This window comes from Rhodanobacter glycinis (genome assembly GCF_006438785.1).
GTDB classification, from domain to species: Bacteria; Pseudomonadota; Gammaproteobacteria; order Xanthomonadales; family Rhodanobacteraceae; genus Rhodanobacter; species Rhodanobacter glycinis_A.
Genome location: NZ_RCZB01000006.1, coordinates 50919 through 74192, shown reverse-complemented (window position 1 = coordinate 74192; position 23274 = coordinate 50919). Strand labels below are relative to the sequence as shown.

Annotated in this window: 18 protein-coding genes; 5 read left to right on the top strand and 13 right to left on the bottom strand. The window is 65.7% G+C overall.

The annotated features are described in order from the left end of the window. Window positions 1–24 precede the first annotated feature (24 nt). Window positions 25–1614 carry a M4 family metallopeptidase gene (locus EAH75_RS17455; protein ID WP_140806367.1) on the bottom strand — a complete coding sequence of 530 codons (1590 nt, stop codon included), beginning with the start codon at window positions 1612–1614 and terminating at the stop codon, window positions 25–27. Between the two features lie 207 nt (window positions 1615–1821). Between EAH75_RS17455 and EAH75_RS17450 the strand changes: the two genes are divergently transcribed. Next, the gene (locus EAH75_RS17450) at window positions 1822–2613 is read left to right on the top strand and encodes a TatD family hydrolase (RefSeq protein ID WP_140806366.1); all 792 of its coding nucleotides are present in this window, start codon (window positions 1822–1824) and stop codon (window positions 2611–2613) included. Between the two features lie 45 nt (window positions 2614–2658). On the opposite strand, the gene EAH75_RS17445 is transcribed toward EAH75_RS17450, so the two are convergent. From EAH75_RS17445 to EAH75_RS17430, 4 genes are all read right to left on the bottom strand, one after another. Next, window positions 2659–3192, bottom strand: coding sequence for a pseudouridine synthase (locus tag EAH75_RS17445; RefSeq protein WP_140806365.1), 534 nt, complete (start codon window positions 3190–3192; stop codon window positions 2659–2661). Between the two features lie 37 nt (window positions 3193–3229). After that, window positions 3230–4153, bottom strand: coding sequence for a class I SAM-dependent methyltransferase (locus EAH75_RS17440; RefSeq protein ID WP_241668986.1), 924 nt, complete (start codon window positions 4151–4153; stop codon window positions 3230–3232). A 171-nt stretch (window positions 4154–4324) separates the two neighbouring features. Then, window positions 4325–5437 carry an S-(hydroxymethyl)glutathione dehydrogenase/class III alcohol dehydrogenase gene (locus EAH75_RS17435; protein WP_140806363.1) on the bottom strand — a complete coding sequence of 371 codons (1113 nt, stop codon included), beginning with the start codon at window positions 5435–5437 and terminating at the stop codon, window positions 4325–4327. A gap of 70 nt (window positions 5438–5507) precedes the next feature. Beyond that, window positions 5508–6431 carry a LysR substrate-binding domain-containing protein gene (locus EAH75_RS17430; RefSeq protein WP_140653746.1) on the bottom strand — a complete coding sequence of 308 codons (924 nt, stop codon included), beginning with the start codon at window positions 6429–6431 and terminating at the stop codon, window positions 5508–5510. A gap of 103 nt (window positions 6432–6534) precedes the next feature. Between EAH75_RS17430 and EAH75_RS17425 the strand changes: the two genes are divergently transcribed. Together EAH75_RS17425 and EAH75_RS17420 are read left to right on the top strand one after the other, a co-directional pair. Next, complete coding sequence (locus tag EAH75_RS17425; RefSeq protein WP_140653743.1) at window positions 6535–6717, top strand: hypothetical protein; 183 nt, start codon at window positions 6535–6537, stop codon at window positions 6715–6717. A 105-nt stretch (window positions 6718–6822) separates the two neighbouring features. Further along, window positions 6823–7767 (top strand): aldo/keto reductase, encoded by a 945-nt coding sequence (locus EAH75_RS17420; protein ID WP_140806362.1) that lies wholly within the window; start codon window positions 6823–6825, stop codon window positions 7765–7767. Window positions 7768–7892: 125 nt separating this feature from the next. On the opposite strand, the gene EAH75_RS17415 is transcribed toward EAH75_RS17420, so the two are convergent. The 7 genes from EAH75_RS17415 to EAH75_RS17385 all read right to left on the bottom strand — a co-directional run bounded on the left by EAH75_RS17415 (window position 7893) and on the right by EAH75_RS17385 (window position 20699). Beyond that, window positions 7893–8918 (bottom strand): TraB/GumN family protein, encoded by a 1026-nt coding sequence (locus EAH75_RS17415; protein ID WP_140653738.1) that lies wholly within the window; start codon window positions 8916–8918, stop codon window positions 7893–7895. Window positions 8919–9086: 168 nt separating this feature from the next. Further along, complete coding sequence (locus tag EAH75_RS17410) at window positions 9087–11315, bottom strand: NADP-dependent isocitrate dehydrogenase (protein WP_140806409.1); 2229 nt, start codon at window positions 11313–11315, stop codon at window positions 9087–9089. 352 nt (window positions 11316–11667) lie between these two features. Beyond that, window positions 11668–12177, bottom strand: coding sequence for a hypothetical protein (locus tag EAH75_RS17405; RefSeq protein WP_140653736.1), 510 nt, complete (start codon window positions 12175–12177; stop codon window positions 11668–11670). A gap of 30 nt (window positions 12178–12207) precedes the next feature. Continuing rightward, window positions 12208–12507: a LysM peptidoglycan-binding domain-containing protein gene (locus EAH75_RS17400; protein ID WP_140653734.1), complete on the bottom strand. Its 300-nt coding sequence runs from the start codon at window positions 12505–12507 to the stop codon at window positions 12208–12210. 154 nt (window positions 12508–12661) lie between these two features. Beyond that, complete coding sequence (locus EAH75_RS17395) at window positions 12662–15802, bottom strand: efflux RND transporter permease subunit (protein WP_140806360.1); 3141 nt, start codon at window positions 15800–15802, stop codon at window positions 12662–12664. A 317-nt stretch (window positions 15803–16119) separates the two neighbouring features. Further along, window positions 16120–19359, bottom strand: coding sequence for an efflux RND transporter permease subunit (locus EAH75_RS17390; RefSeq protein WP_140806359.1), 3240 nt, complete (start codon window positions 19357–19359; stop codon window positions 16120–16122). A gap of 107 nt (window positions 19360–19466) precedes the next feature. Then, window positions 19467–20699, bottom strand: coding sequence for an efflux RND transporter periplasmic adaptor subunit (locus EAH75_RS17385; protein ID WP_140806358.1), 1233 nt, complete (start codon window positions 20697–20699; stop codon window positions 19467–19469). Between the two features lie 508 nt (window positions 20700–21207). Here EAH75_RS17385 and EAH75_RS17380 point away from each other — a divergent pair. Next, window positions 21208–21729, top strand: coding sequence for a c-type cytochrome (locus tag EAH75_RS17380; RefSeq protein WP_140653726.1), 522 nt, complete (start codon window positions 21208–21210; stop codon window positions 21727–21729). Between the two features lie 191 nt (window positions 21730–21920). Here the strand turns inward: EAH75_RS17380 and EAH75_RS17375 are convergent, their stop codons facing one another. Beyond that, window positions 21921–22514: an ACP phosphodiesterase gene (locus EAH75_RS17375; RefSeq protein WP_140653724.1), complete on the bottom strand. Its 594-nt coding sequence runs from the start codon at window positions 22512–22514 to the stop codon at window positions 21921–21923. A 48-nt stretch (window positions 22515–22562) separates the two neighbouring features. On the opposite strand from EAH75_RS17375, the gene EAH75_RS17370 reads away from it, so the two are divergent. Next, entirely contained in the window at window positions 22563–23252 is a 690-nt protein-coding gene (locus tag EAH75_RS17370; RefSeq protein WP_140806357.1) for an alpha/beta hydrolase, read from the top strand. Window positions 23253–23274: the final 22 nt, after the last annotated feature.

Here is a 23274-nt window from a genome sequence, read left to right as displayed (position 1 = left end):
GAGCGCTGCCTCACATGCGCGCGCTTACATGGGGGACCGGCAAGTCACCCCGACCACCGCGAAAGCCGCGGCGACATCCGCCTCGCTGTAGCTGCGATCCAGCGCTGACTGCTCGACGCCGCAGGCACCGCTGTCGAAGGTTTCCGCCGGCTGCCAGTACAGCGCGTTGGCATCGTGGAATACCTCGAATGCCTTCCGTGTGTCCCACCCACTGGTCCTGGCCAGGGTGCAGAACGCACGGTTGTAAACGCCGCTGCTGTAGTGCACGTCGATGCCGTCGCGGTAGTCGGCGGCATTGTCGATGGACGCACCGTCGCTGCTCGGCGTGCACATGTCACGCAGCGCCGGCATGCCCAGCAGCGGTACGGTGGCCGGCTTGACGATATCCGCGCCGACCATGAAATCGTTGCTGCCGCGATCGAAGAATTTCACTGCCTCGCCAGCCATGTCCGAGAAAGCCTCGTTCATGCCGCCGGACTGGGCGTCGTACTGCAGCCCCGAATGCTGTTCGGTGAAGCCGTGGCTGATCTCGTGCCCGGTAATGTCCAGCACCACGAACGGGTAGAAATACTGGTCGCCATCACCGAAGACCATTTCACCACCGTCCCAGAACGCATTCTCGTAGTTGGTGCCGTAGTGCACCCACATCGACAGTTTCATCGGACTGCCGTCGCCGTTCTGCAGCGGCGGCTTGCCGAACCACGTGTTGTACATGTCGTATACGACACCGCCGAAATGGTGCGCATCGTTGATCGGCGAATAGGCGCCATTGATGGCGTCGCCAAAACTGTCCCAGGCCGCCGGATTGGATCCTGCGCAGCCGAACGACCACAACGTGGCGCGCTGGCCGCCGGCCAGGTTGTAGGTCGCCACGTCGTCGTTCTGCAGATAGCAGACATTGCCCACGCGCTGGGCGCTGAGCAACTCCAGGCCCGGGCCTGAATTGTCGTAGTGGTACAGCCCGGTCAGTTCATTGCCGCCCGGACCCGTGGCCAGCACACTGGTCGGCGCGGGAGCGGGTGGACGACGTCCATCGGTGAGGCCTTCCCACTGCTTGATCACCGCGCCGGTATTGGCATCGATGATGGCGGTGGGGCGCGACGGGTGGCCCTGTACGGTCACCACATACGAGGTCTGGTAAACCAGTTTCGGCGCGCCCTGACCCTGCGGATAGACGAACAGCTTGCTCATGGCGTTGGTCACGGCGAGACCGGCATGACCCATCCGGGCCTGCAGCGTTGTCGGCGCCTGTTGCGCCGACAGTCGCGGCAGCACCGACATCAACTGCATGCCGATGTCGCGCTCGGCAGCGCCCTCGGCAGAAAGCACCGCGCCACTGACGTTGCGCTCGACCACCAGGCTGCGCCCATAGACCGGCACGCCCTTGTAGGTCTGCTGTTCGCGGGTCTTGACCGTGCCGCGCGCGGTGCGGATTTCGCGCTCGGCTACGAACGCGGAGCCCGCGCCGAGGCTGAGCCGGCTTGCCAGCGCAGATGACGCAACCTGCCCCATGGGCGTCGCGTGAATATCAACCTGGGTCGCTGCCATGCACCACGGCATCGCGGTGCCGCCCATGACCATGAGCAGTGCACCAGCGAGTTTCTTCTTGAGCATCTGTTTCCCCTCTGCAAACAGGTTCCACCACCGGCGCCTCTGCAGGCGCTGGTGGATCAGGATTGGGTGTGGTCGGCCGACTCCCCCCGGAACTGCCGACCCGCGCAAACTACGGCGGCGCGCAAACTCGCGTCAATGCGAAAAATTCCGAGGCAGCTATCGCATTCCGGAAACTCCCTGCGACAATGATCGCTTTGCAGGTCTCGCATGCAGCTCGTCGATATCGGCGTGAACCTCGGCCATGAATCCTTCCGCCACGACCTTGCGGCCGTGCTGGAACGTGCATCGCTGCACGCAGTGCAGCGCATGATCGTCACTGGCGCATCGCGCGCAGGAAGCGTCGATGCGCTGGCGCTGGCGAGGGCACACCCGGGCGTGCTGTACGCCACCGCCGGCGTGCATCCGCATCACGCCATCGACTACGACGACGCCACCGATGCGCTGCTGCGCGAACTCGCCCGCGACCCGCTGGTGCGTGCCGTCGGCGAGACCGGGCTGGACTACAACCGCAACTATTCGCCGCCGGAAGTACAGCGGCAGGTGTTCGAGCGCCAGCTGCAGATCGCCGTGGATATGCGCAAGCCGCTGTTCCTGCATCAGCGCGATGCACATGCGGATTTCATCGCGCTGTTGCGGCGCTACCGCGATCGCGTGCCGGCCGCGGTGGTGCATTGTTTCACCGATACCGGCGAGGCGCTGCGCGACTACCTGGCCCTGGATTGCCACATCGGCATCACCGGCTGGATCTGCGACGAACGGCGCGGCACGCATCTGCGCGAACTGGTGCGCACGATTCCGGCCAACCGGCTGATGATCGAGACCGACGCGCCCTACCTGCTGCCACGCACGGTGAAGCCGCCACCGGCACATCGGCGCAACGAGCCAATGTTCCTGCGGCACATCTGCGCAGAGATCGCCCGCGATCGCGGCGAGCCGGCGGATGTCACCGCAGCGAACAGCACGGCGACTGCCGAGGCATTCTTCGCACTGAACGCGTAAAGCGGAGACTCGCTGCCACAAGAGCTGCCACCTGCGCGTCGGTGGTCAGTCCAACAACCGGCTCTGTCCCGGCGCCAAACCATTCAACGCGTACTCGCCGATGCGTGTGCGGATCAACCGCAGGGTCGGGAATCCCACTGCGGCGGTCATCCGCCGCACCTGCCGGTTGCGGCCTTCGCGGATAGTGAGGCTGAGCCAGCTGGTGGGAATGCTCTTGCGGAAACGCACCGGCGGGTCGCGCGGCCACAGCCAGTCAGGCTCGGCGACGGACACCGCATCGGCCGGCAGGGTCGGCCCATCGTTCAACACCACGCCAGCGCGAAGCGCCTGCAGCGCCGCTTCACCGATCTGCCCGTCGACCTGTACCAGATAGGTCTTGACCTGCTTATGGCGAGGGTCGGTAAGTCGGTGCGCCAGCGCCCCATCGTCGGTCAGCAACAACAGTCCCTCGCTGTCGTGATCCAGACGTCCGGCCGCATAGACGTCCGTTTGCCTGATGTACTCGGCCAGCGTGGGACGGCCGGCCGGGTCGGTGAACTGGCATAGCACGCCATACGGCTTGTTCAGCGCAATCAACACGGCTGCGACGAGGGAAACGGAGGCATCGATTGGCTGTTTAGTGCGTTTCGCCAGCCTGTGCCGCGGGCTTGACGAAGCGCAGGGTCATCCGGTCGGACTCGCCGATCGCGATGTACTTCGCGCGATCCTGCTCGCCCAGCGTGAGCGTGGGCGGCAATGTCCAGACACCTTTTGGATAGTTCTTCGTATCCTTCGGATTGGCATTGATCTCGCTGCTCTCGTCCAGCGTGAAACCAGCCTCGGTGGCCAGTTTCACCACGTAACGGGTGGGCAGGTAACCGCTCTGCTTTACCGTGTCCAGCGAGGCAGCGTCGTCGGCGCGGTGATCGACCACACCAAGCACGCCACCAGGTCGCAGCACCGCGAAGAACGCCTTGAACATCGCCGGCGCGGTATCCGCCATCACCCAGTTGTGCACGTTGCGGAACGTCAACACCCGATCAGCCGAGGCGGGCGCGCCGAACACCGGCGCCTTCGGGTCGAACTCGACGATGCGGGCGTTACCGTAGTGCGCCGCATCGGCCGCAAACTTCCGATGCAGCGCGCTGTCGTCGCGACGGGCCTCGCCATCACGGGACGAAGCGGCCACCGCGGCAATGTAGTGGCCGTTGTCGTGCAGCAATGGCGCCAGGATCTCGCTGTACCAGCCACCGCCGGGTGTGATTTCCACCACGGTCTGATCCGGCCGCACGCCGAAGAACTGCAAGGTGGCCTTGGGGTGGCGGTACACGTCGCGGGCACGGTTGGCTTCCGCGCGCCAGCTGCCGGCCAGCACGCTGTCCAGCTGGGCGGCGGTGAAATCGCTGGCGCTGGTGGGCGGCACCAGCATATCGGCCGGCTGGTCCGGCTCGGTCGATGCGGCATGCGCCATCTGGACACCGGCGAATACCGGCAAGCCGGGCAACGCCGCCAGCAGCAGCGCCGCACTCAGGCGAGCCGCGCCGATCCTTGCGATTTTCATTCTGCGATTCATCGAGATTCCCTTGGCGCTTCGCCATCCAGACTGGCGCAATATGGTCAAAACAATGTGCAGACCCGGTGGATGCCCGGGCCGGCATGCCGGTCCGGAATGCCCGCCGCCCGGCTACGACGGCCTATTCTAGCGGCGCGCCGGATCCTGGTCGCGCCAGAATTAGTAGTGAATCACCGAGCGGATCACCTTGCCCGCATGCATCAGCTCGAACGCCTCGTTGATGCGCTCCAGCGGCAGCACCTCGGTGATCATCTCGTCGATCTTTATCTCGCCGGCCAGGTAACGCTCGACGTAACCGGGCAGCTGCGAGCGGCCCTTGACGCCGCCGAACGCCGAACCCTTCCAGACCCGCCCGGTGACCAGTTGGAACGGCCGCGTGCTGATCTCCTGGCCCGCGCCGGCCACGCCGATGATGATCGACTCGCCCCAGCCCTTGTGGCAGCACTCCAGCGCCGAGCGCATCACGTGCACGTTGCCGATGCACTCGAACGAATAGTCCACGCCGCCGTCGGTGAGTTCGACGATCACCTGCTGGATCGGCGTATCCGGGTAATCCTTCGGGTTGATGAAGTCGGTGGCGCCGAGCAACTTCGCCATCTCGAACTTCGCCGGGTTGGTGTCGATCACCACGATGCGCCCGGCCTTCGCCATCACCGCGCCCTGCACCACCGACAGGCCGATGCCGCCCATGCCGAACACCGCCACCGACGCACCCGGCTCGACCTTCGCGGTGTTGAGCACCGCGCCGATACCGGTGGTGATGCCGCAACCGAGCAGGCAGACCTTTTCCAGCGGCGCGGCCGGGTTGATCTTCGCCAGCGAGATCTCCGGCAGCACGGTGTATTCGCTGAACGTGCTGGTGCCCATGTAGTGCAGCAGCGGCTTGCCGTTCAACGAGAAACGCGAGGTGCCATCCGGCATCAGGCCCTGGCCCTGGGTGACGCGGATCTTCTGGCACAGATTGGTCTTGCCCGAGCGGCAGAACTTGCACTCGCCGCATTCGGGCGTGTACAGCGGAATCACGTGATCGCCGACCTGCAGCGAGGTCACGCCTTCGCCAACCTCCTCGACGATGCCGCCACCTTCGTGGCCGAGGATCACCGGGAACATGCCCTCCGGATCGGCGCCGGACAGGGTGAACGCATCGGTATGGCAGACGCCGGTGGCCACGATGCGCACCAATACCTCGCCGGCCTTGGGCCCGGCCACGTCGACCTGTTCGATGCTGAGCGGTTTGCCTGCTTCCCAGGCGACGGCGGCGCGTGACTTCATGGCTCAACTCCTGACAAACCGGTTACAGAACACGGAATGATGCCGTGCGCGGGCGTTTTGCGAAACCGGTTCAGTCACTGGCCGCCGCATCACCGCTCCCCGGCACCGGCAGATGCCGGCAGTAGTCGTCTGCCTCGGCCAGCAGCCACGCACGAAACACCTGCAGCCCGGGGTGCTCGCCCGAACGCGTCGGGTAGACCAGCCAGTACGCATCCTCCACCGGCAGGTAACGCGTGCCCAGCACCTGCAGCCGGCCCGCGTCGATCAGCGACTTCGACATCACCATGCGCCCCATCGCCACGCCGAGGCCTTCCAGTGCGGCATGTCGCTGGGCCTCGAAGCTGTCGAAATGCGCCACGTAGCGATGCGGTGCGGCGCCACCGAAACGCGCGAACCAGTCCTTCCAGCGATTGGAAGGGTTGGGGTCGCCCAACAGCGGCCACTGCGCAAGATCGTTCGGATCGGCATCGCCCATTCTCGCCACCAGCGCCGGTGCGCCCACCGGCGCGATCCATTCGCCAAACAGGCGCTCACTGTGCAGGCCTTCCCATTCGCCGCGACCATAGCGAAGTGCCGCATCCACCGGCTCGCGCTCGAAGTTCACCAGCGTCGAACCCGATTGCAGGTTGAGTTCCAGCTCCGGATGCGCCGCCACCAGTCGCGGCAACCGCGGCACCAGCCAGCCGGACATGATGCCGGGGCTGGCGCTCAGGGTCAGCGTCTCGTCGCGCCGTTTCCGGTAGTGCGAAAGGGCGTGCTGGATGCCGTCGACATGCTCGCCGACCGCATCCAGCAGGCTGCAGCCTTCGACCGTCAGCTTCACCCCGCGCGGCCCCCGTTCGAACAGCTGCCGTTCCAGTCGTTCCTCCAGCTGGCGCATCTGATGGCTGAGCGCACTGACGGTGAGGTTGGCCTGTGCCGCCGCGCGCGACAGATTGCCCAGCCGGGCGACTTGCACAAACTGTTGCAGCAGAGCCAGCGGCGCCTTTCCCATATTGAATTTCCCTCAAGCCTGGGTTGCAAATATATCGCTTTTTGGCGGCCTGCCGCGCGCGTACCTTGAGCACACCCCAAGCCACTCTCCCCCGGAGATTCCGATGAATTCGATCTGGAAAGACCTGCTTTTCCTGCACGGCCATCTCGCGCACAAGGAGGATTTGATCTGGAGCTCCGATGTGCGCACCGAGGCGGATCGCGACAAGGTCGACGCCAGCAAGATCAAGTCAGCTGCGGTGAAATGCTGCGTGGCGGTCTGGCCGCGATTGGCGGGGCCGCGCTAACCCACACCTGGCCCGGGCCTGCTGCCTGGCTGGCGCGAATACGTCACGCCGCTTTTCGCGGACGCGTGCATGCTTGCCGCTCCCCATCGTCCGAGGCGATCCGTCGTGCAAAAGCGTCCACTTGGTAAATCGTCGTTGTCCGTCACCCCGCTCGCCTTCGGCGGCAACGTGTTCGGCTGGAGCGCCGATGAAAGGCGCTCGTTCGAACTGCTCGATGCGTTCGTCGACGCTGGCGGCAACCTGATCGACACGGCGGACGTCTATTCCGCGTGGGTGCCGGGCAATCGCGGCGGCGAATCGGAAACCATCATCGGCAAGTGGCTGAAGAAGAGCGGCAAACGCGCGCAGGTGGTGATCTCGACCAAGGTCGGCAAGTGGGCCGAACAGCCCGGCCTGTCGCCGGTAAACATCCGCCAGGCGGTAGACGGTTCGCTCAAGCGCCTGCAGGTCGACTGCATCGACCTGTACCAGGCGCACGAAGACGATGCCAGCGTGCCGCTGGAAGAAACACTGGATGCGTTTGGACGGCTGATCGATCAGGGCAAGCTGCGCGTGATCGGCGCCTCCAACTATGGCGCCGCGCGCTTCGCCGATGCACTGGCCGTGTCCAAACAACACGGTCTGCCGCGCTACGAAAGCCTGCAACCGGAATACAACCTGGTCAACCGCGCCGGCTACGAGAAGGAGCTGGAGCCGCTGATCCAGCGCGAGAACATCGGCGTAATCAGCTATTACGCACTCGCCAGCGGCTTCCTCAGCGGCAAATATCGCAGCGCCGCCGATCTGGCCAAGAGCGCCGCACGCGGCGGTGCGGTGAAGAAATTCCTGACTCCGCACGGCCTGCAGGTGCTCGCCGCACTCGATGCCGTGTCAGCGGTACAGCACGCCACTCCGGCCCAGGTGGCGCTGGCCTGGCTGATCGCCCGGCCCGGCCTTACCGCACCGATCGTCAGTGCCACCAGCGTCGAACAACTGCACGAGTTGCTCGGCGCCACGACGCTGCAGCTGGGTCACGACGAGATTGCGCAGCTGGATCTTGCAAGCGCCTGACCCACGACTCGTCGATGCCGCCCAGTTCCATCGACTGCAGGAGCGCACACTGTGCGCGAGGCTCTTGCGGCATCGCGCAAGCGTGATCGCACGCAGGGTGCAGTCCTGCCGGTAGCTCGCTTCGCTCACTCCGGCGCTTCGACTTCGTAACCCTCGGCCTGCAGCTTTGCCAGATAGCCATCCGGTTTCAGCAGCTCGTCGATCGGCAGCACCGCGAACGTCTGCGCGTTGCCGGCCAGCGCCGCGCGGGCGGCTGCCAGCCAGACCGCCGCCTGCTTTGCCGGCACGGCATCGAGCCCCAGGCTGCGTGCAAAACCCGCGTCGGTGAGCGCCGCAACGCAGGCATCGCGGCGGGCGCTGTCGGGCAGCTCGCGCAGGGTCTGCAGATCGCCGGTGGCCCAGGCGTTGGCGCGGGCCTTCATCGCCGGCATGTCCTGCTCGATGCTGTCCAGCGTGCGGATGAAGCAGGTGGTGTCATGCGGCGCGGAAGCCTTGAATGCCTTGATCGCAACGCGCGGATGCTCGATGACCACCTGATAGCTGGTCGACACCTCCTCGACACCATGGCGCGAGGCCAGCGCGTCGATGCTGGCTTGCACCCCGCCAGTCCTGCTCAGGTCATTGGCCCTGATCGCCTTCTTGTACAGCTCCTGTGCGGCGAAGATCGGCCGCCAGCGCTCGATGCCGCGATCATCGCCGAGGTACTTCTGCTTGAGCACCAGCCAGCGCGCGTACACCGACGGCGGCAGCACCTGCTGCAGGGTCTGCCCATCGTCGTTCTTGCGCGCGCTGTAGGCCGACGGCAGCAGAAACATCTTGCCGAAAAACCCGACATCGGCCTTGAACTTCACCGACGGCGGCAACAGCACCTGCCGCGATCCACTGAGCACCTGCTCCAGCTCGCGCGATTGCCACTGCATGCTGCGCGGCAGGGGCGACAGCGTGCCGAGCACCCACATCACATGGTCGCCCGTTGCCGGATCTTTCCTGGACACTTTCCAGAGGCCGGGACCGGGTTGCACGCCGGTGACTACCACGGCCGCCAGATCGGCCACGTGCGGTGGCGGCGCGGCGCTGGTCGACACCGATTGTGCGGCGACCGGCGCAAGGCCACCCAGCGCCGACAGAAAAATCGCGGACAGCAGACGCATTCGAGTGGCTCCCGTTTTACCGGCCGTCATTGTGGCAGGGCCATCCTGAGCCGCAGGCTGCTGCCGTGCGGACACCGTGGAACTTTGGCGCAGACGCATGACAGAAACGGGGCGCCATGGCGCCCCGTTTCTGTTCGGCCGCATGGACGGCCAATCGTGGATGAAACGTCAGCGCGGAGCGAGTGTCGCCAATACCGCGTTGAAGGTCGCGCTGGCGCGCATCGCCCGACTGACCTTTTCCAGGCTCGGGTGGTAGTAGCCGCCGATATCCACCGGCCTGCCCTGCACGCCGTTCAGTTCGCCCACGATGGTTGCCTCGTTCTCCTGCAATGCCTTGGCCAGCGGGACGAACTTCGCCTTCAGTGCGGCGTGCGTGTCCTGCGAGGCCAGCGCCTGCGCCCAGTACATCGCCAGGTAGAAATGGCTGCCGCGGTTGTCGAGTTCGCCGACCTTGCGCGACGGCGACTTGTTGGTATCGAGGAACTTGCCATTGGCCTGGTCCAGCGTCTTGGCCAGTACATCGACCTCGACGTTGCCGTAGCGGTTGCCCAGATGTTCCAGCGAGGCCGCCAGCGCGAGGAACTCGCCCAGCGAATCCCAGCGCAGGTAGTTCTCCTCCACGAACTGCTGCACGTGCTTGGGCGCGGAGCCGCCGGCACCGGTCTCGAACAGGCCGCCGCCGGCCATCAGCGGCACGATCGACAGCATCTTGGCGCTGGTGCCCAGCTCCATGATCGGGAACAGGTCGGTGAGGTAGTCGCGCAGCACGTTGCCGGTGACCGAGATCGTGTCCAGACCCTGGCGGATGCGCTCCAGCGAGAAGCGCGTGGCCGCCACCGGATCCATGATGCGGATGTCCAGACCGCTGAGGTCGTGATCCTTCAGGTAGCGCTCGACCTTGCTGATCACCTGCGCATCGTGAGCGCGCACCGGGTCCAGCCAGAACACCGCCGGGGTGTGCCGCGCACGACTCACCGCCAGCTTCACCCAGTCCTGGATCGGTGCGTCCTTGGTCTGGCACATGCGCCAGATGTCACCGGCCTCGACGTCGTGCTGCAGCAGCACGCTGCCCGCTTCGTCGAGCACCTTGACCACGCCGTCGCCGGCGACCTGGAAGGTCTTGTCGTGCGAGCCGTACTCCTCGGCTGCCTGCGCCATCAGGCCCACGTTCGGCACGCTGCCCATGGTCGCGGGGTCGAACGCACCGTGCGCCTTGCAGTCCTCGATCACCGCCTGGTAGACGTCGGCGTAGCAGCGATCGGGGATCACCGCCTTGACGTCCTGCAACTTGCCCTGCGCGTTCCACATCTTGCCGGAGTCGCGGATCATCGCCGGCATCGACGCATCGACGATCACGTCGCTGGGCACGTGCAGGTTGGTGATGCCCTTGTCCGAATTGACCATCGCCAGGCCCGGGCGCTGCGCGTACTCGGCGTCGAGGTCGACCTTGATCGCAGCCTGCTGGTCAGATGGCAATGTGCCGATGCGCGCGTACAGGTCGCCGATGCCGTTGTTCGGATTGAAGCCGATCTGCTTCAGCACCATGGCATGCTTGTCGAGCACATCCTTGTAGAACTCACTGACCGCCACGCCGAACATAATCGGGTCGGAAACCTTCATCATGGTCGCCTTCAGGTGCAGCGAGAACAGCACGCCCTGCTGTTTCGCGTCCGCCATCTGCGTGTCGATGAAACTGGCCAGTGCGCGCCTGCTCATCACCGCGCCGTCGATGATCTCGCCGGCCAGCAGCGCGGTCTTCGGCTTCAGCACGGTGTGGCTGCCATCCTTGCCGAACCATTCGATGCTGACGTTGCCGGCCTTCTCGATCAGCGCCGATGTCTCGGTGCCGTAGAAATCGCCGCCGTCCATATGCGCCACGTGGGTCTTCGAATCCTTGCTCCACGCGCCCATCTTGTGCGGATGCTTGCGTGCGTAGTTCTTCACCGAGGTCGGCGCACGGCGATCGGAATTGCCCTCGCGCAGCACCGGATTCACCGCACTGCCCTTGACCCGGTCGTAGCGCGTCCTGATGTCTTTCTCCGACGCGTCCTTCGGCTCGTCCGGATAGTCCGGCAGTGCGTAGCCCTGACCTTGCAGCTCCTTGATCGCCGCCTTCAATTGCGGCATCGAGGCGCTGATGTTGGGCAGCTTGATGATGTTCGCCTCGGGCGTGGTGGCGAGCTGGCCCAGTTCGGCCAGATCGTCGGCCATCCTCTGCCCGTCCTTCAGCGCTTCGGGAAACAGCGCGATGATGCGCGCGGCCAGCGAGATGTCGCGCGTCTCCACCGTGATGCCGGCCGTGCCGGTGAACGCGGCGATGATCGGCAGCAGCGACTGCGTGGCCAGGAAGGGGGCTTCATCGGTCAACGTGTAGATGATCTTTGGCGTGGAAGACATTGTCTGCATGGACCTCGTTGGCTACGGCAATCTAGGATGGATGCTGCTGCTCCGGGCCGGTGCGCAGCGCATGGCGCCTGCAGCGACCGGGTGGTCGCAGCGCCTGGCAAAGGGCTCGGAACTCGCGAAAGCCTCCCATTGTCGCGTTTTCGCCGGGGTGGGGAAAGCACGCGGCCACGCAGCCGCTCGCATGAGCTTGCGCAGAACATCCAGTTACGTACTGTGTCGCCGCGCCACCTGCTGTCACTGCAGCCACAAACATGCCGGCGACCGCACCGTGAATCAGCGTCGCCCGCAACGACAAGGGCGCGGCCTGGCCGCGCCCTTGCTGGACTACCCATCGCCGAGGCGATTACTTGACCGTGAAATCCTTGCTGGCGACCTGGCTGCCATTCAGGGAAATATCGACCTTGTAGTTGCCGGCCGGAAAGCCGCTGGGCTTGCTGATCATGAACGCCGTGGTTTCCGGGCCCGTGGCATTGAGGGTCTTGCTGTCCTCGTGCACGATCTGGCCGTCCTGATAACTCCACTTTGCCGCCAGCGTGGCGTTGCCGCTGCCGCTGGTGTCGACCGACGCGTAGATGGTGTCCTTCGGCGCAAAGCTGGTACCGCTGGCGAGGATCTTGTTGCTGGCGTCGACCGTTGAGCCCAGTTCGACCGAGCTGAGCGTGACGGCGGCGGCGGCGTCGCTGGCAGGCGCCATGCCCGCCGTGGAAGCCGGTGCCGGAGCCATCGTCGGCGCACTGGCCGCGGGCGGCGGCGTGGCCGGCGAAGCCGATTCGTCCTTCTTGCCGCAGGCGCTCAGCGCCAGTGCGGTGGCCAGCGCGGCAGCAAGGATCAGGGGTTGGCGCGTCATCTTCATTTAGGTATCTCCTGTTTGGAACAAGGGAACTCAGGGCTTGGCGGGGATCTTCAGCATCTGGCCGGTCTTGACTCGGTCCGGATCCGAAAGCTGATCGCGATTGGCGTCGAAGATCGTCTTCCACGCACTCGCCTTGCCGTAGAAATGCTGGGCGATCTTGCTCAAGTTGTCGCCTGCCGTCACGGTGTAGATCGTGGTCTCGTCAGCAGTCGAACCGACATGCGATTGCACATCGCTGAAATCGGCCTTCGCTGCCGGTGCATCCGGCGCCGTGGATTGCACCCCACCTTGCACGTCGGAGAAATCCGGCTTGTTGGTTTCGTTGCCCATGAACGCATCTCCGTTTCGGAAGGGGGGCCAGTGATAGCCACCTTGCGGTTAACGGGTTGTGAGTGAGTTGACGATGCATTCAGCTAGGCGCCTGCGCCGCAGGCGTTACGCCGTTCACGCTGAAGCGGTGTCTGCGACACCCGCGTTGGACAACTCAGACCTGAGCCACCGGCCGTCGACGCGCGGCCTTGCGCCCCTGCCGCCTTGCCCACCACGCTTTTCGCCGCTCGGCCAGGCACGAGAAGATCACGTACAGCGCCGGCGTGCTGAGCAGGGTGAGGCTTTGCGAGATCAGCAGGCCGCCGATCAGCGCAATGCCGAGCGGGCGGCGCAGCTCGCTGCCTTCGCCGAGACCGATGGCAATCGGCATGGCGGCGAGGATGGCGACCATGGTGGTCATCATGATCGGGCGGAACCGCACAATGCAGGCTTCGCGCGCGGCCTCCAGCGGGCTCTTGCCGTGTTCGCGTTCGGCGACCAGGGCGAAGTCGATCATCATGATCGCGTTCTTCTTGACGATGCCTATGAGCAGCACCAGCGCGATTTGCGCCACCACCGACAACTCGGTGCCGGTGAGCCACAGCGCCAGCAACGCGCCGGCACCGGCGGCCGGCAGGGTGGACAGGATGGTGATCGGATGCACCAGGTTTTCGTACAGCATGCCGAGCACGATGTAGACGGTGAGCACGGCGGCCAGGATCAGCCAGCCCATGCCGCTCTGCGCATCCTCGAAGCGCCGGAAATCGCCGCCCATGTTGAGCTTGATGTCGCCGGGCATGCGCATGTTCTTGACGGTGGCGTCGATGATCGCGGTGGCCTCGCCCATGCTTACGTCGGGCGCGAGATTGAAACTGAGATCCATCGTGGTGTACTGGTTCTGATGGCGGATCTGCGAGGGTGCCAGCCCTGCTTCCTGGCGGGCGAACGCGGTGATCGGGATCATCTTGCCGCTGCTCGAGCGCACGTAGATGCGGTTGAGCGCTTCCGGCGTGGCGGTCTGGTCGGGCAACGCGTTGACTACCACCTTGTACTGGTTGATGTCCGAATAGATGGTGGATACCTGGCGCTGGCCGAACGCGTCGTACAGCGCGCCGTCGATGGTGCCGATCGACACGCCCAGGCGCGCGGCCTTGTCGCGGTCGATCACGATGTTCTGGCGCAGGCCGGCTTCGTCGACGTCGGTGCCGACATCCATCAGCTTGGGATTCTTCTTCAGCTCGGCCTGCAGTTTCGGCAGCCATTCCTGCAGTCCGGCCAGGTCGTTGCCCTGCAGCGACACCTGATACTGCGCACCCTGGCTGGTCCCGCCACCACCGCTGGGCAGATCCTGCACCGGCCGCAGGCGCAGGTTGAGATCCGGATAGTTCGCCGCCTTGGCGCTCAGCCGCGCCAGCACCGCAAAGGTGTCGTCCTTGCGGCCGTCGGCGCGGGTTTTCAGGTCGATGTTGAACGAGCCGCTGGTGCCCTGCCGGCTGCTGCCCAGGCGCGAACCCACGGTAGCGACATCCGGATCGGCCATCAGCATGGCGGTGAGCCGCTGCAGGCGCTGCTTGCTTTCGGCGAACGAGACGGTGGCGCTGGAATTGGCGCGGCCCCAGATCAGGCCGGTGTCCTGCGCCGGGAACAGGCCGGTCTTGACCACGCCGAACAGGTAGAACGTCGCCACGATCAGCGCCAGCGGTGTCAGCGAAAACAGCAGGGCATGGCGTAGCGAAAAGTTCAGCGCCCGGCTGTAGACGCGCAGCATGCCGGCATGGAACCCGTCCAGCGCGCGGGCAAGCCGCGAGGGCGGCCGTGCGTCCCGTCGGCTGTCGTGGTGGCCGCGCAGGAAATGCCCGCACAGCGCCGGCGTCAGCGTCAGCGATACCGTTGCCGATACCACGATCGCGGCCACCAGGGTCACCGCGAACTCATGCATGAACATGCCGGTGACACCGCCTGCGAACAGCAGCGGAATGAACACGGCGATCAGCGAAGCGGTGATCGAAACGATGGTGAAGCCGATCTCGCGCGCGCCGGCCAGAGTGGCCTGCATGCGCGACATGCCCTCGTCGATGTGGCGGATGATGTTCTCGATCACCACGATCGCGTCGTCCACCACGAATCCTATGGCGATCACCAGCGCCAGCAAGGTGAGGTTGTTGAGCGTGTAGCCGAGCACGTACATCACCACGAACGCACCGGCCAGCGACAGCGGCACCGCCACCGCGGCGATCAGCGTGGGTGCCAGCCGGCGCAGGAACAGCGCCATGGTCAGGATCACCATCGCCAGCGAGATCAGCAGCGTCGCCTGCACCTCGTGCAGCGAGGCGCGGATGGTCGGCGTGCCATCGAAGAACGGAGTCAGCTCGGTGCCCGGCTGCAGGTATTCGCGCAGCAACGGCAGCTGGTCCTTGACCAGGTCCACCGTGGCGATGACGTTCGCGTCGGCTTTCTTGTAGACATACATCAGCACCGCCGGCTTGCCGTGGAACCAGGCCGCCTGGTACGCATCCTGCTGGCCGGCGTAGACGTGGGCCACGTCGGCCAGACGCACCGGCGTCCCGTTATGGCTGGCGATCACCAGCTGGGCGAAATCCTCGGCACTGTGCAGCTGGGTGGTGGCGCTGACCGCCATGGTGGTGGTGTCGTTGGAGAGGAATCCCTCCGGTGAGGTCACGTTCGCCGCGCTCAGTGCGTTGCGCAGCTGGTCCGGCGACAGGCCCATCGCGTTCAACGCACGCAGGTTCACGTCGACGCGGATCGCCGGCGTGGCCGCACCGGCGATCTCCACCGACGACACGCCCGGCTGCTGGCGCAGTCGCTGTGCCAGCAGCGAGTCGGCAGCGTTGTAGAGGTCGGCAGCGGACTGGGTGTCCGAGGTCAGCGCCAGCGCGATGATCGGGTCGTCGTTCGGGTTGGCCTTCTGGTAGCTCGGCGCACCGTTGAGGCCGCTGGGCAGGTCCGGCGCGGCCGCGTTGATCGCCGCCTGCACGTCGCGCGCGGCCGAGTCCAGGTCGGTGCCGGTCCGGAACATCATGAACACGAACGTGCTGCCTTCGGAGCTGGACGAGCGCATGGTGTCGATGCCGGGCACCTGGCCCAGGTGCCGCTCCAGCGGCGCGGCCACGGTGGAGGCCATGGTGCTGGCGTCTGCACCGGCCTGGCTGGCCTGCACGAAGATCGCCGGGAACTGCATGTTCGGCAACGCCGCCACGCCGAGCAGGGCGTAACAGATCATGCCGACCGCGAACAGCCCGATCGCCAGCAGCGACGTGCCGATCGGGCGGCGGATGAAGGTGCCGGAGATGTTCATCGATTCAACATGATCGGGGGATGGGCGGCGGTATCGCCGGCGGCGCGGGAGCGAATCATCCCACCCTCAACGTCCAGGCCGCGAAAAGGTTGATCGGCGAGATGAACTCCGCTCAGCGAAGATCGACCCCTCCCCGACCCTCCCTGCGTTCGCAGGGGAGGGAGCAAAGGAGCTTGCACTACTCCGGCGCTCCTCACTCTTGCGGCGCGGGAGCAAAGTGGCTTGTGGTGTCCCGGCAACACCGGTCTTGCGATGCGTGACCGGACCGACCCATGCGGCGTCTGCGCGGCTCCTCCCCCTGCGCAGCAGGGGGAGGTTCACGCTCTGCCATCTGCCTGCGCATGCATCAGTGCACGTCGCTCGCGGCGCGCGGCCAGCCAGTCGGAGAAACGTTCCATGTACAGGTAGATCACCGGCGTGGTGTACAGCGTGACCAGCTGCGACAGCAGCAGGCCGCCGACGATCGACACGCCCAGCGGCCGGCGCAGCTCGGCGCCGATGCCGTTGCCCAACGCCAGCGGCAATGCGCCGAGCATCGCCGCGGCGGTGGTCATCATGATCGGACGGAAGCGCAGCAGGCAGGCGCGGCGGATCGCGTCGCGCGCATTCATGCCGGTGCGCCGCGCCTCGATCGCGAAGTCGATCATCATGATCGCGTTCTTCTTGACGATGCCTATCAGCAGCACGATGCCGACGATGCCATCCACCGACAGGCTCATGCCGCACAGGATGAGCGCGAGCAGCGCACCGACGCCGGCTGGCGGCAGCGTGGAGATGATCGTCAGCGGGTGGATGTAGCTCTCGTACAGCACGCCCAGCACGATGTAGATCACCACGATCGCGGCCAGCAGCAGCAACACCTCGTCACCCAGCGAGGAGGTGAACTCGGCCGCCTTGCCGACGAATTCGCCGCGCACCTGCGGCGGGAATTTCAGCTGCGCCTCGACCTCGTGGATGGCCGACACCGCATCGGACAGCGAGTAGCCCTGCGCCACGTTGAACGCCAGCGTCACCGCCGGGAGTTGCTGCTGATGGCTGACCACCAGCGGCGCGCTGGTGATCTTCGCACTGACCAGCGAGGACAGCGGGATGGTGCCGCCGCCACCGAGCTGGAAACCCACATTGCCGCTGTTGCCGATGCCCGACGGCGTCGCCGAGTTGCTCGATTTGAGCTGGCCGAAACTGGTCGCGTCGCTGCCGGTCAGCGCACCATTGCCGTTGCCGCGCACGGTCAGCTTGTTCAGCAGGTCGTCGCTGGAGCGGAACTCCGGCGCCACTTCCAGCACCACGCGGTACTGGTTGAGCTGGGTGAAGATGGTGGAGATCTGGCGCTGGCCGAACGCGTCGTACAGCGTGTCGTCGATGCTCTGCACCGGCACGCCGAGGCGGCTGGCCTTTTCGCGGTCGATCGTGAGCTTCAGCGCGTTGCCGTTGTCGGCCAGGTTGTTGTCGACGTCGGACAGCTCCGGCCGCTGACGCATCGCCTGGGTCATCTGCCCGGCGTACTGGGCCAGCTCCACCGAGTTCACGTCCGACAGCGAGTACTGGTATTCGGTGGCGGCCACGCGGCTGTCCAGCGTCACGTCCTGCACCGGCTTCAGGTACAGCGCCACACCCGGTATGCCCGCCACCGTCTGCTGCAGGCGCGGCAGCAACGCGTCCAGGCCGTCGCGGTCGCCGCGATCCTTCAGCACGATGCTGAGCTGGCCCTGGTTGAGCGTGGGGTTGATCGTGCCGGCGCCGATGAAAGCGGCCACGCCGGCCACCGCGGGATCCTTGCGCAGCGCCTCGGCGACCGCCTTGGTGCGGTCTTCCATCTGCGGGAACGCGATGTTGTCGTCGGCTTGCACCACGCCGGTGATCAGGCCGGTGTCCTGCTCGGGCAGCAGACCCTTGGGGATCACGATGTACAGGAACACGGTGAGCACCACCGCGGCACCGGCCACCAGCATGGTCAGCTGGCGATGGTCGAGCACCCAGTCCAGTGTGCTGGCATACAGGTCGACCGTACGCGTCCACAGATCGCGCTTGCCGCTGGCGGCCTGGCGTTCGTGGGTGTCGTCGCCCGGGGGTAGCTGGTCCGGCTTGAGCAGGTAGGCGCACATCATCGGCGTCAGCGTCAGCGACACCAGCATCGAGATGGTCACCGCAATGGTCAGCACCCAGGCGAATTCGTGGAACAGCCGGCCGGTGACGCCAGGCATCAGCAGCAGCGGCAGGAACACCGCCACCAACGACACGGTCAACGACAGCACGGTGAAACCAATCTCTTTCGCACCGAGCTCGGCCGCCTCCTTGCCGCTCTTGCCCTGCTCGATGTAGCGCACGATGTTTTCGATCATCACGATCGCATCGTCGACCACGAAACCGGTGGCCACGGTGAGCGCCATCAGCGACAGGTTGTCCAGCGACATGCCGGTGAACGCCATCACGCCGAACGTGCCCATCAGAGACAGCGGCACCGCCACCGACGGAATGATGGTGGCCCACAGCCGGCGCAGGAACACGAAGATCACCGCGACCACCAGGAAGATGGTCAGCAGCAGGGTGAACTGCACATCGTGCACCGAGGCCTGGATGGTCACCGTGCGATCGGCGAACACGTCCAGGTGCACATCGGCCGGCAATGCGGCACGCAGTTCCGGCAGCACCGCACGGATCTGCGCCACCGTCTGCACGATGTTGGCGCCGGGCTGCCGGCGCACGTCCAGCAGCACCGCCGGCTTGCCGTTGGCCCACGCCGCAAGTTGGTCGTTCTCGACGCCGTCGACCACGTTGGCCACATCGGACAGCCGTACCGGCGAGTTGTTCTTGTAGCTGATGATGGTGTTCTTGTACTCGGCCGCGTCGCTCAACTGGTCGTTGGTGCCGATCGAGTAACTCTGCGTCTTGCCGTTGAGCGTGCCCTTGGGCGCGTTGACGTTGGCCTGGGTCAGCGCCGAACGCACGTCCTCCATGGTGAGGCCGAGGTTGGACAGCTGCGCCGGGTTCACCTGCACGCGCACGGCCGGGCGCACGTTGCCGGCGATCGAGACCAGGCCCACGCCCTGCACCTGCGACAGCTTCTGCGCGATGATCGAATCGGCCAGGTCGTTCACCTCGCGCAGCTGGCGGCTGTCGGAGGTGAGCTTGAGGGTGAGGATCGGCGCGTCGGCCGGATTGACGCGGTTGTACACCGGCGGATACGGCAGGTTGCCCGGCAGCGTGCCGCGAGCCTGGTTGATCGCCGCCTGCACGTCCTGCGCGGCGATGTCGATGTCGCGGTCCATCGCGAACTGCAGGATGATCGTGGACAGCCCGGCGGAGGAGTCCGAGCTCATCATGCTGAGCCCGGAAATCTGCCCCAGGTTGCGCTCCAGTGGCGTGGTGATCAGCGACGCCATGGTGTTGGCGCTGGCGCCCGGATACTGGGTACTCACCACCAGGCTGGGCGCCTCGATCTCCGGCAAGGCGGACACCGGCAGCTGGCGATAGCCGAGGATGCCGAGCAGCAATACCGCCACCATCAGCAGCGAGGTGGCGATCGGGCGGCGAATGAAGAGGGTCGAGAATCCCATGGCTATCCGTAACGTGGTGAAGCGGCTTCAGCGGCGATCATGCGCGCGTCGCCGCCGGGTTCATCGCGACGCGGTGCCGGCGCGCGGGTCGGCGCGCCGGCGTGTCATCAATGGCGACGACCGCCGCCCTTGGTGTTCTTCTTGGCTTTCTCCAGCTCGGCGGCGGTCGGCGCCGCCGGCACCTCGCCGGGCTTGAGCGCGTTGACCTTGCTGCCCGGCTTGAGCCGGAACTGGCCTTCGGTGACGACCCGGTCGCCCGCCTTCAGGCCGCTGCCGATCATCACGTGGCTGTCGCCCACTTCGCCGGCGACCACCACCGGCTGCATCTTGACCGTGCTGTCGCCCTGCACCTGATAGACATAGTCGCCATCGGGCCCGCGTTGCACGGCCTGCGCCGGAATCACCAGACCGCCATCGACGGTGTTCACCAGCAGTTGCACGTTGACGAACTGGCCCGGCCACAGCTCGTTCTTGGCGTTCGGGAATTCGGATTTGAGGCGGAACGTGCCGGTGGTGGTGTCGATCTGGTTGTCGATCACCTTCAGCACGCCGCCGCTGGCGATCGGGTGCGAATCGGTGCGGTCGAGCGCGGTCACCTGCAGCGCCGCGCTGTCGCGGGTCGCGGCGGCGCGCACCATGTCGAGGTTCTGCTCGGGCAGGGTGAACATGATGTTGATCGGCTGCAGCTGGGTCAGCGTGACAATCGCGGTGGACGTGGTGATCACATTGCCCGGATCCACGCCGCGGATGCCGGCCAGGCCATCGATCGGCGAGATCACCTTGGTGTAGGCCAGTTGCACCTGGCTGTCGCGGATGTTGGCTGCGTCGGCCGCCACCGCAGCCTGGTACTGGGTGGCCGTGTTGCGCAGCGTATCCAGATCCTGCTTGGAGATATAACCCTTGGTGATCAGATCCTGGTTGCGCGACAGGTTGCTTTTCGCGGTGTCCAGCAGCGCCTGATCCTGATGCTGCTTCGCCAGCGCCTGGTCATAGGCCGCCTGGTAGGTGCGCGGGTCGATCTGCGCCAGCACCTGGCCTTTCTTGACCGGCTGGCCTTCGGTGAAGTCGAGGCTGAGCAACAGACCGCCCACCTGCGGGTTCACGGTGATCGTGTTCAGCGCCTGCACCGTACCCAGTGCGGTCAGATAGACCGGCACGTTCTGCTTGACCACCGGCACCACGGTGACCGGCACCGGCGGTGTCTCATCCTTGCCGTCCTTGCCCTTGCCCGCGGTTTGCGTCGAGGCCGAGCCGGCCGGTTTGTGCAGCAGACGGAAACCCACGACGGCCACGACGATCACGACAATGACGATCAACGCGATCTTCCAAAAACGCGACATGTAAAACTCCTGGACTGAACGGTGCGGTCAACCGGCACTCGACAACGCTGCAAGCGTCTCTTGGTGGGTGGTGTCTGCCGGGCTCATACCCGTTCGGAACGCTGCCGACAAACACCTCTCTGGATGAAAGCATAGGGGCAGTTGAACGAACTTGAACAATGCCGGTTGACATGGGTCGGGCATGACCGATGGCATGGCGACACACCATCGCAGCGCCATTCCGAGGCACGGCGCGGGTTGTGGCGCCAACGGCGATCCCGGTTCACATCGCCACGGCACCCTGAAACTTGCCGCGCGCTTCGTTTATAATCCGCGACTGGTTGCCCGTCGGGCCCTGAATCGGGATCTGGCGGCAGTGACATTCATGCCGTGCACCCCCAGGTGCGGCAATCCACGCCGGGATGAGTTCGCCAGACCGGTGCTACAGAACAGGCAATTCAGACAGGTCGGGCTGCCATCGTGGCGTTCCGCCCTGTCCACTGACAGGAGTACGTGCGTGAGCGGTCCCATGAGCAAATCCGATCAGAGCGTCTTGCGCCAGTTTTCGATCATGATCGGCGGTCTGGCGGTACTGACGGTGGTGCTGATTTTCGCGGCACTGGCGATTCACGAGCACGAGCCGCAGGAGACCAACCCGAACCAGGCGGCCGCCACCACCGCGCGGATCGCTCCCGCCGGTGCGGTGTATGCCGGCAACACCGGCCGCGCTGCCATGCAGGCCGCCGCCGACGCCGCCACCAAGGCCGCCGCCTCGCAGGTCGCCTACGGCGGCACCACCGACGGCAAGGCGATCTTCGATCACCTGTGCACCAGCTGCCACACCTCCGGCGTGGCCGGTGCACCCAAGGTCGGCGACAAGGCCATGTGGAGCCCGCGCATCGCGCAGGGTATCGACACCCTGGTCAAGCACGCGATCGAGGGCTACCACGGCCCGGACGGCAACTTCATGCCGGCGAAGGGCGGCAACCCGGCGCTCACCGACGAGCAGGTGACCAACGCCGTGCACTGGATCGCCGACCAGGCGAAGTAAATCGTCTGATCCAGCAAGCCTTCGCCAAACGCCGCCCTCCCGGGCGGCGTTTTCGTTTGCCCTTTCCCCCTGCGGGAGACAAATCGGCAGGAATTCCGATTTGCACGGCGCAAGCCGCCCGCGGGGCGAGGGCCATGGATGGCCCGAGTGTAGATTGGGACGAGAGGCGGCGGCTCGCGGGATACCCGCGCTCACTCCACCCGCCCCGCAACCCACGCCCGCGCAAACCCCTGCAACTGCGGAAAGAATGCCTCGAAGCGCAGCTGCAACGCCGCGTCGTGCTGCACCAGCACCGGCAAGGCCGAATCCAGCGGGTTGGCGCGACTGAGCCGCTGCCCGATGCCGGTCAACGCATGGCCCAGCGTCGCTCGATCGGCATAGCCTGCCGGCAGGCCATGCACATCCATGTACCCGCGAAATCGCCGCAGCGCTGGTGGCAGCAACGCGTCCTGTCGATGCAGCAAGGCGCGCAGCGCGGCGGAGTAGCGGTCCAGCGGCTGTGCGCTCCAGCGCGGAAAGTCCCGCGCCAGACAATGATCGAACCACATGTCCAGCATGATCCCGGCGTAGCGCCGATACGGCGGTGGCAGCAGTGCCTTGGCCGCCAGCACCTCGGGATGGGCATCGGTATATACGTCGATCGCGCGATGCAGGCGGATACCGTCGATCACCGGCATGGGCAGCTGCATCGCCTCCGCTCGACCGTGCAGGAAATCGCCCAGCATGCCGCCCAGCTGCAACTGCTCGTCATCGCCGGCCAGCAATGCATGCGCCAGATGGTTCATCGAACGCGCCCGCGGCGGCAAATCGCAGTGGCGGTTATCATCGTGTGCATGAATCCCATCGAGCTTCCCGCCGAGCCTGCCAGCTTTCCTGATGTCGCCGCCAGTTTCATGCTGGACGGCCCCACCGGCAAGCTCGAAGCCATCAGCGACATCGCCGATCCGGCCTGCGCGCGCGGCGCGGTGGCGGTGATCTGCCATCCGCTGACCCCCGAAGGCGGCACCATGCACAACAAGGTGGTGACGATGGCCGAGCGCGCGCTGCGCGAATCCGGGCTCGATACGCTGCGCTTCAACTTCCGCGGGGCAGGCAACTCGCAAGGCGTCTACGACAAGGGCCATGGCGAGAGCGACGATCTGGCCGCGGTCGTCGAATGGGTGCGCCGCGTGCGTCCGGACGATGCGCTGTGGCTGGTCGGCTTCTCGTTCGGCAGCTACGTGACAATCCACAATGCCGCGCGCCTGCGCGCCGATGCGTTGATCAGCATCGCGCCGCCGGTCGGCCGCTGGGAATTCGAAACCGTGGTACTGCCGACCTGCCCGTGGCTGATCGTGCAAGGCGAAGCCGACGAGGTGGTCGAGCCGCAGGCGGTGTTCGACTGGGTCGATACCATGGAGCACAAGCCCGAACTGGTGCGCATGCCCGATACCAGTCACTTCTTTCACCGCCGGCTGATGGATCTGCGCGGCGCGATCAAGCACGCCGTGCGCGACTGGCTTCCGCCACTGCGCCAGCGCTGAAGCAGCGTGCCCGACGCGCGCC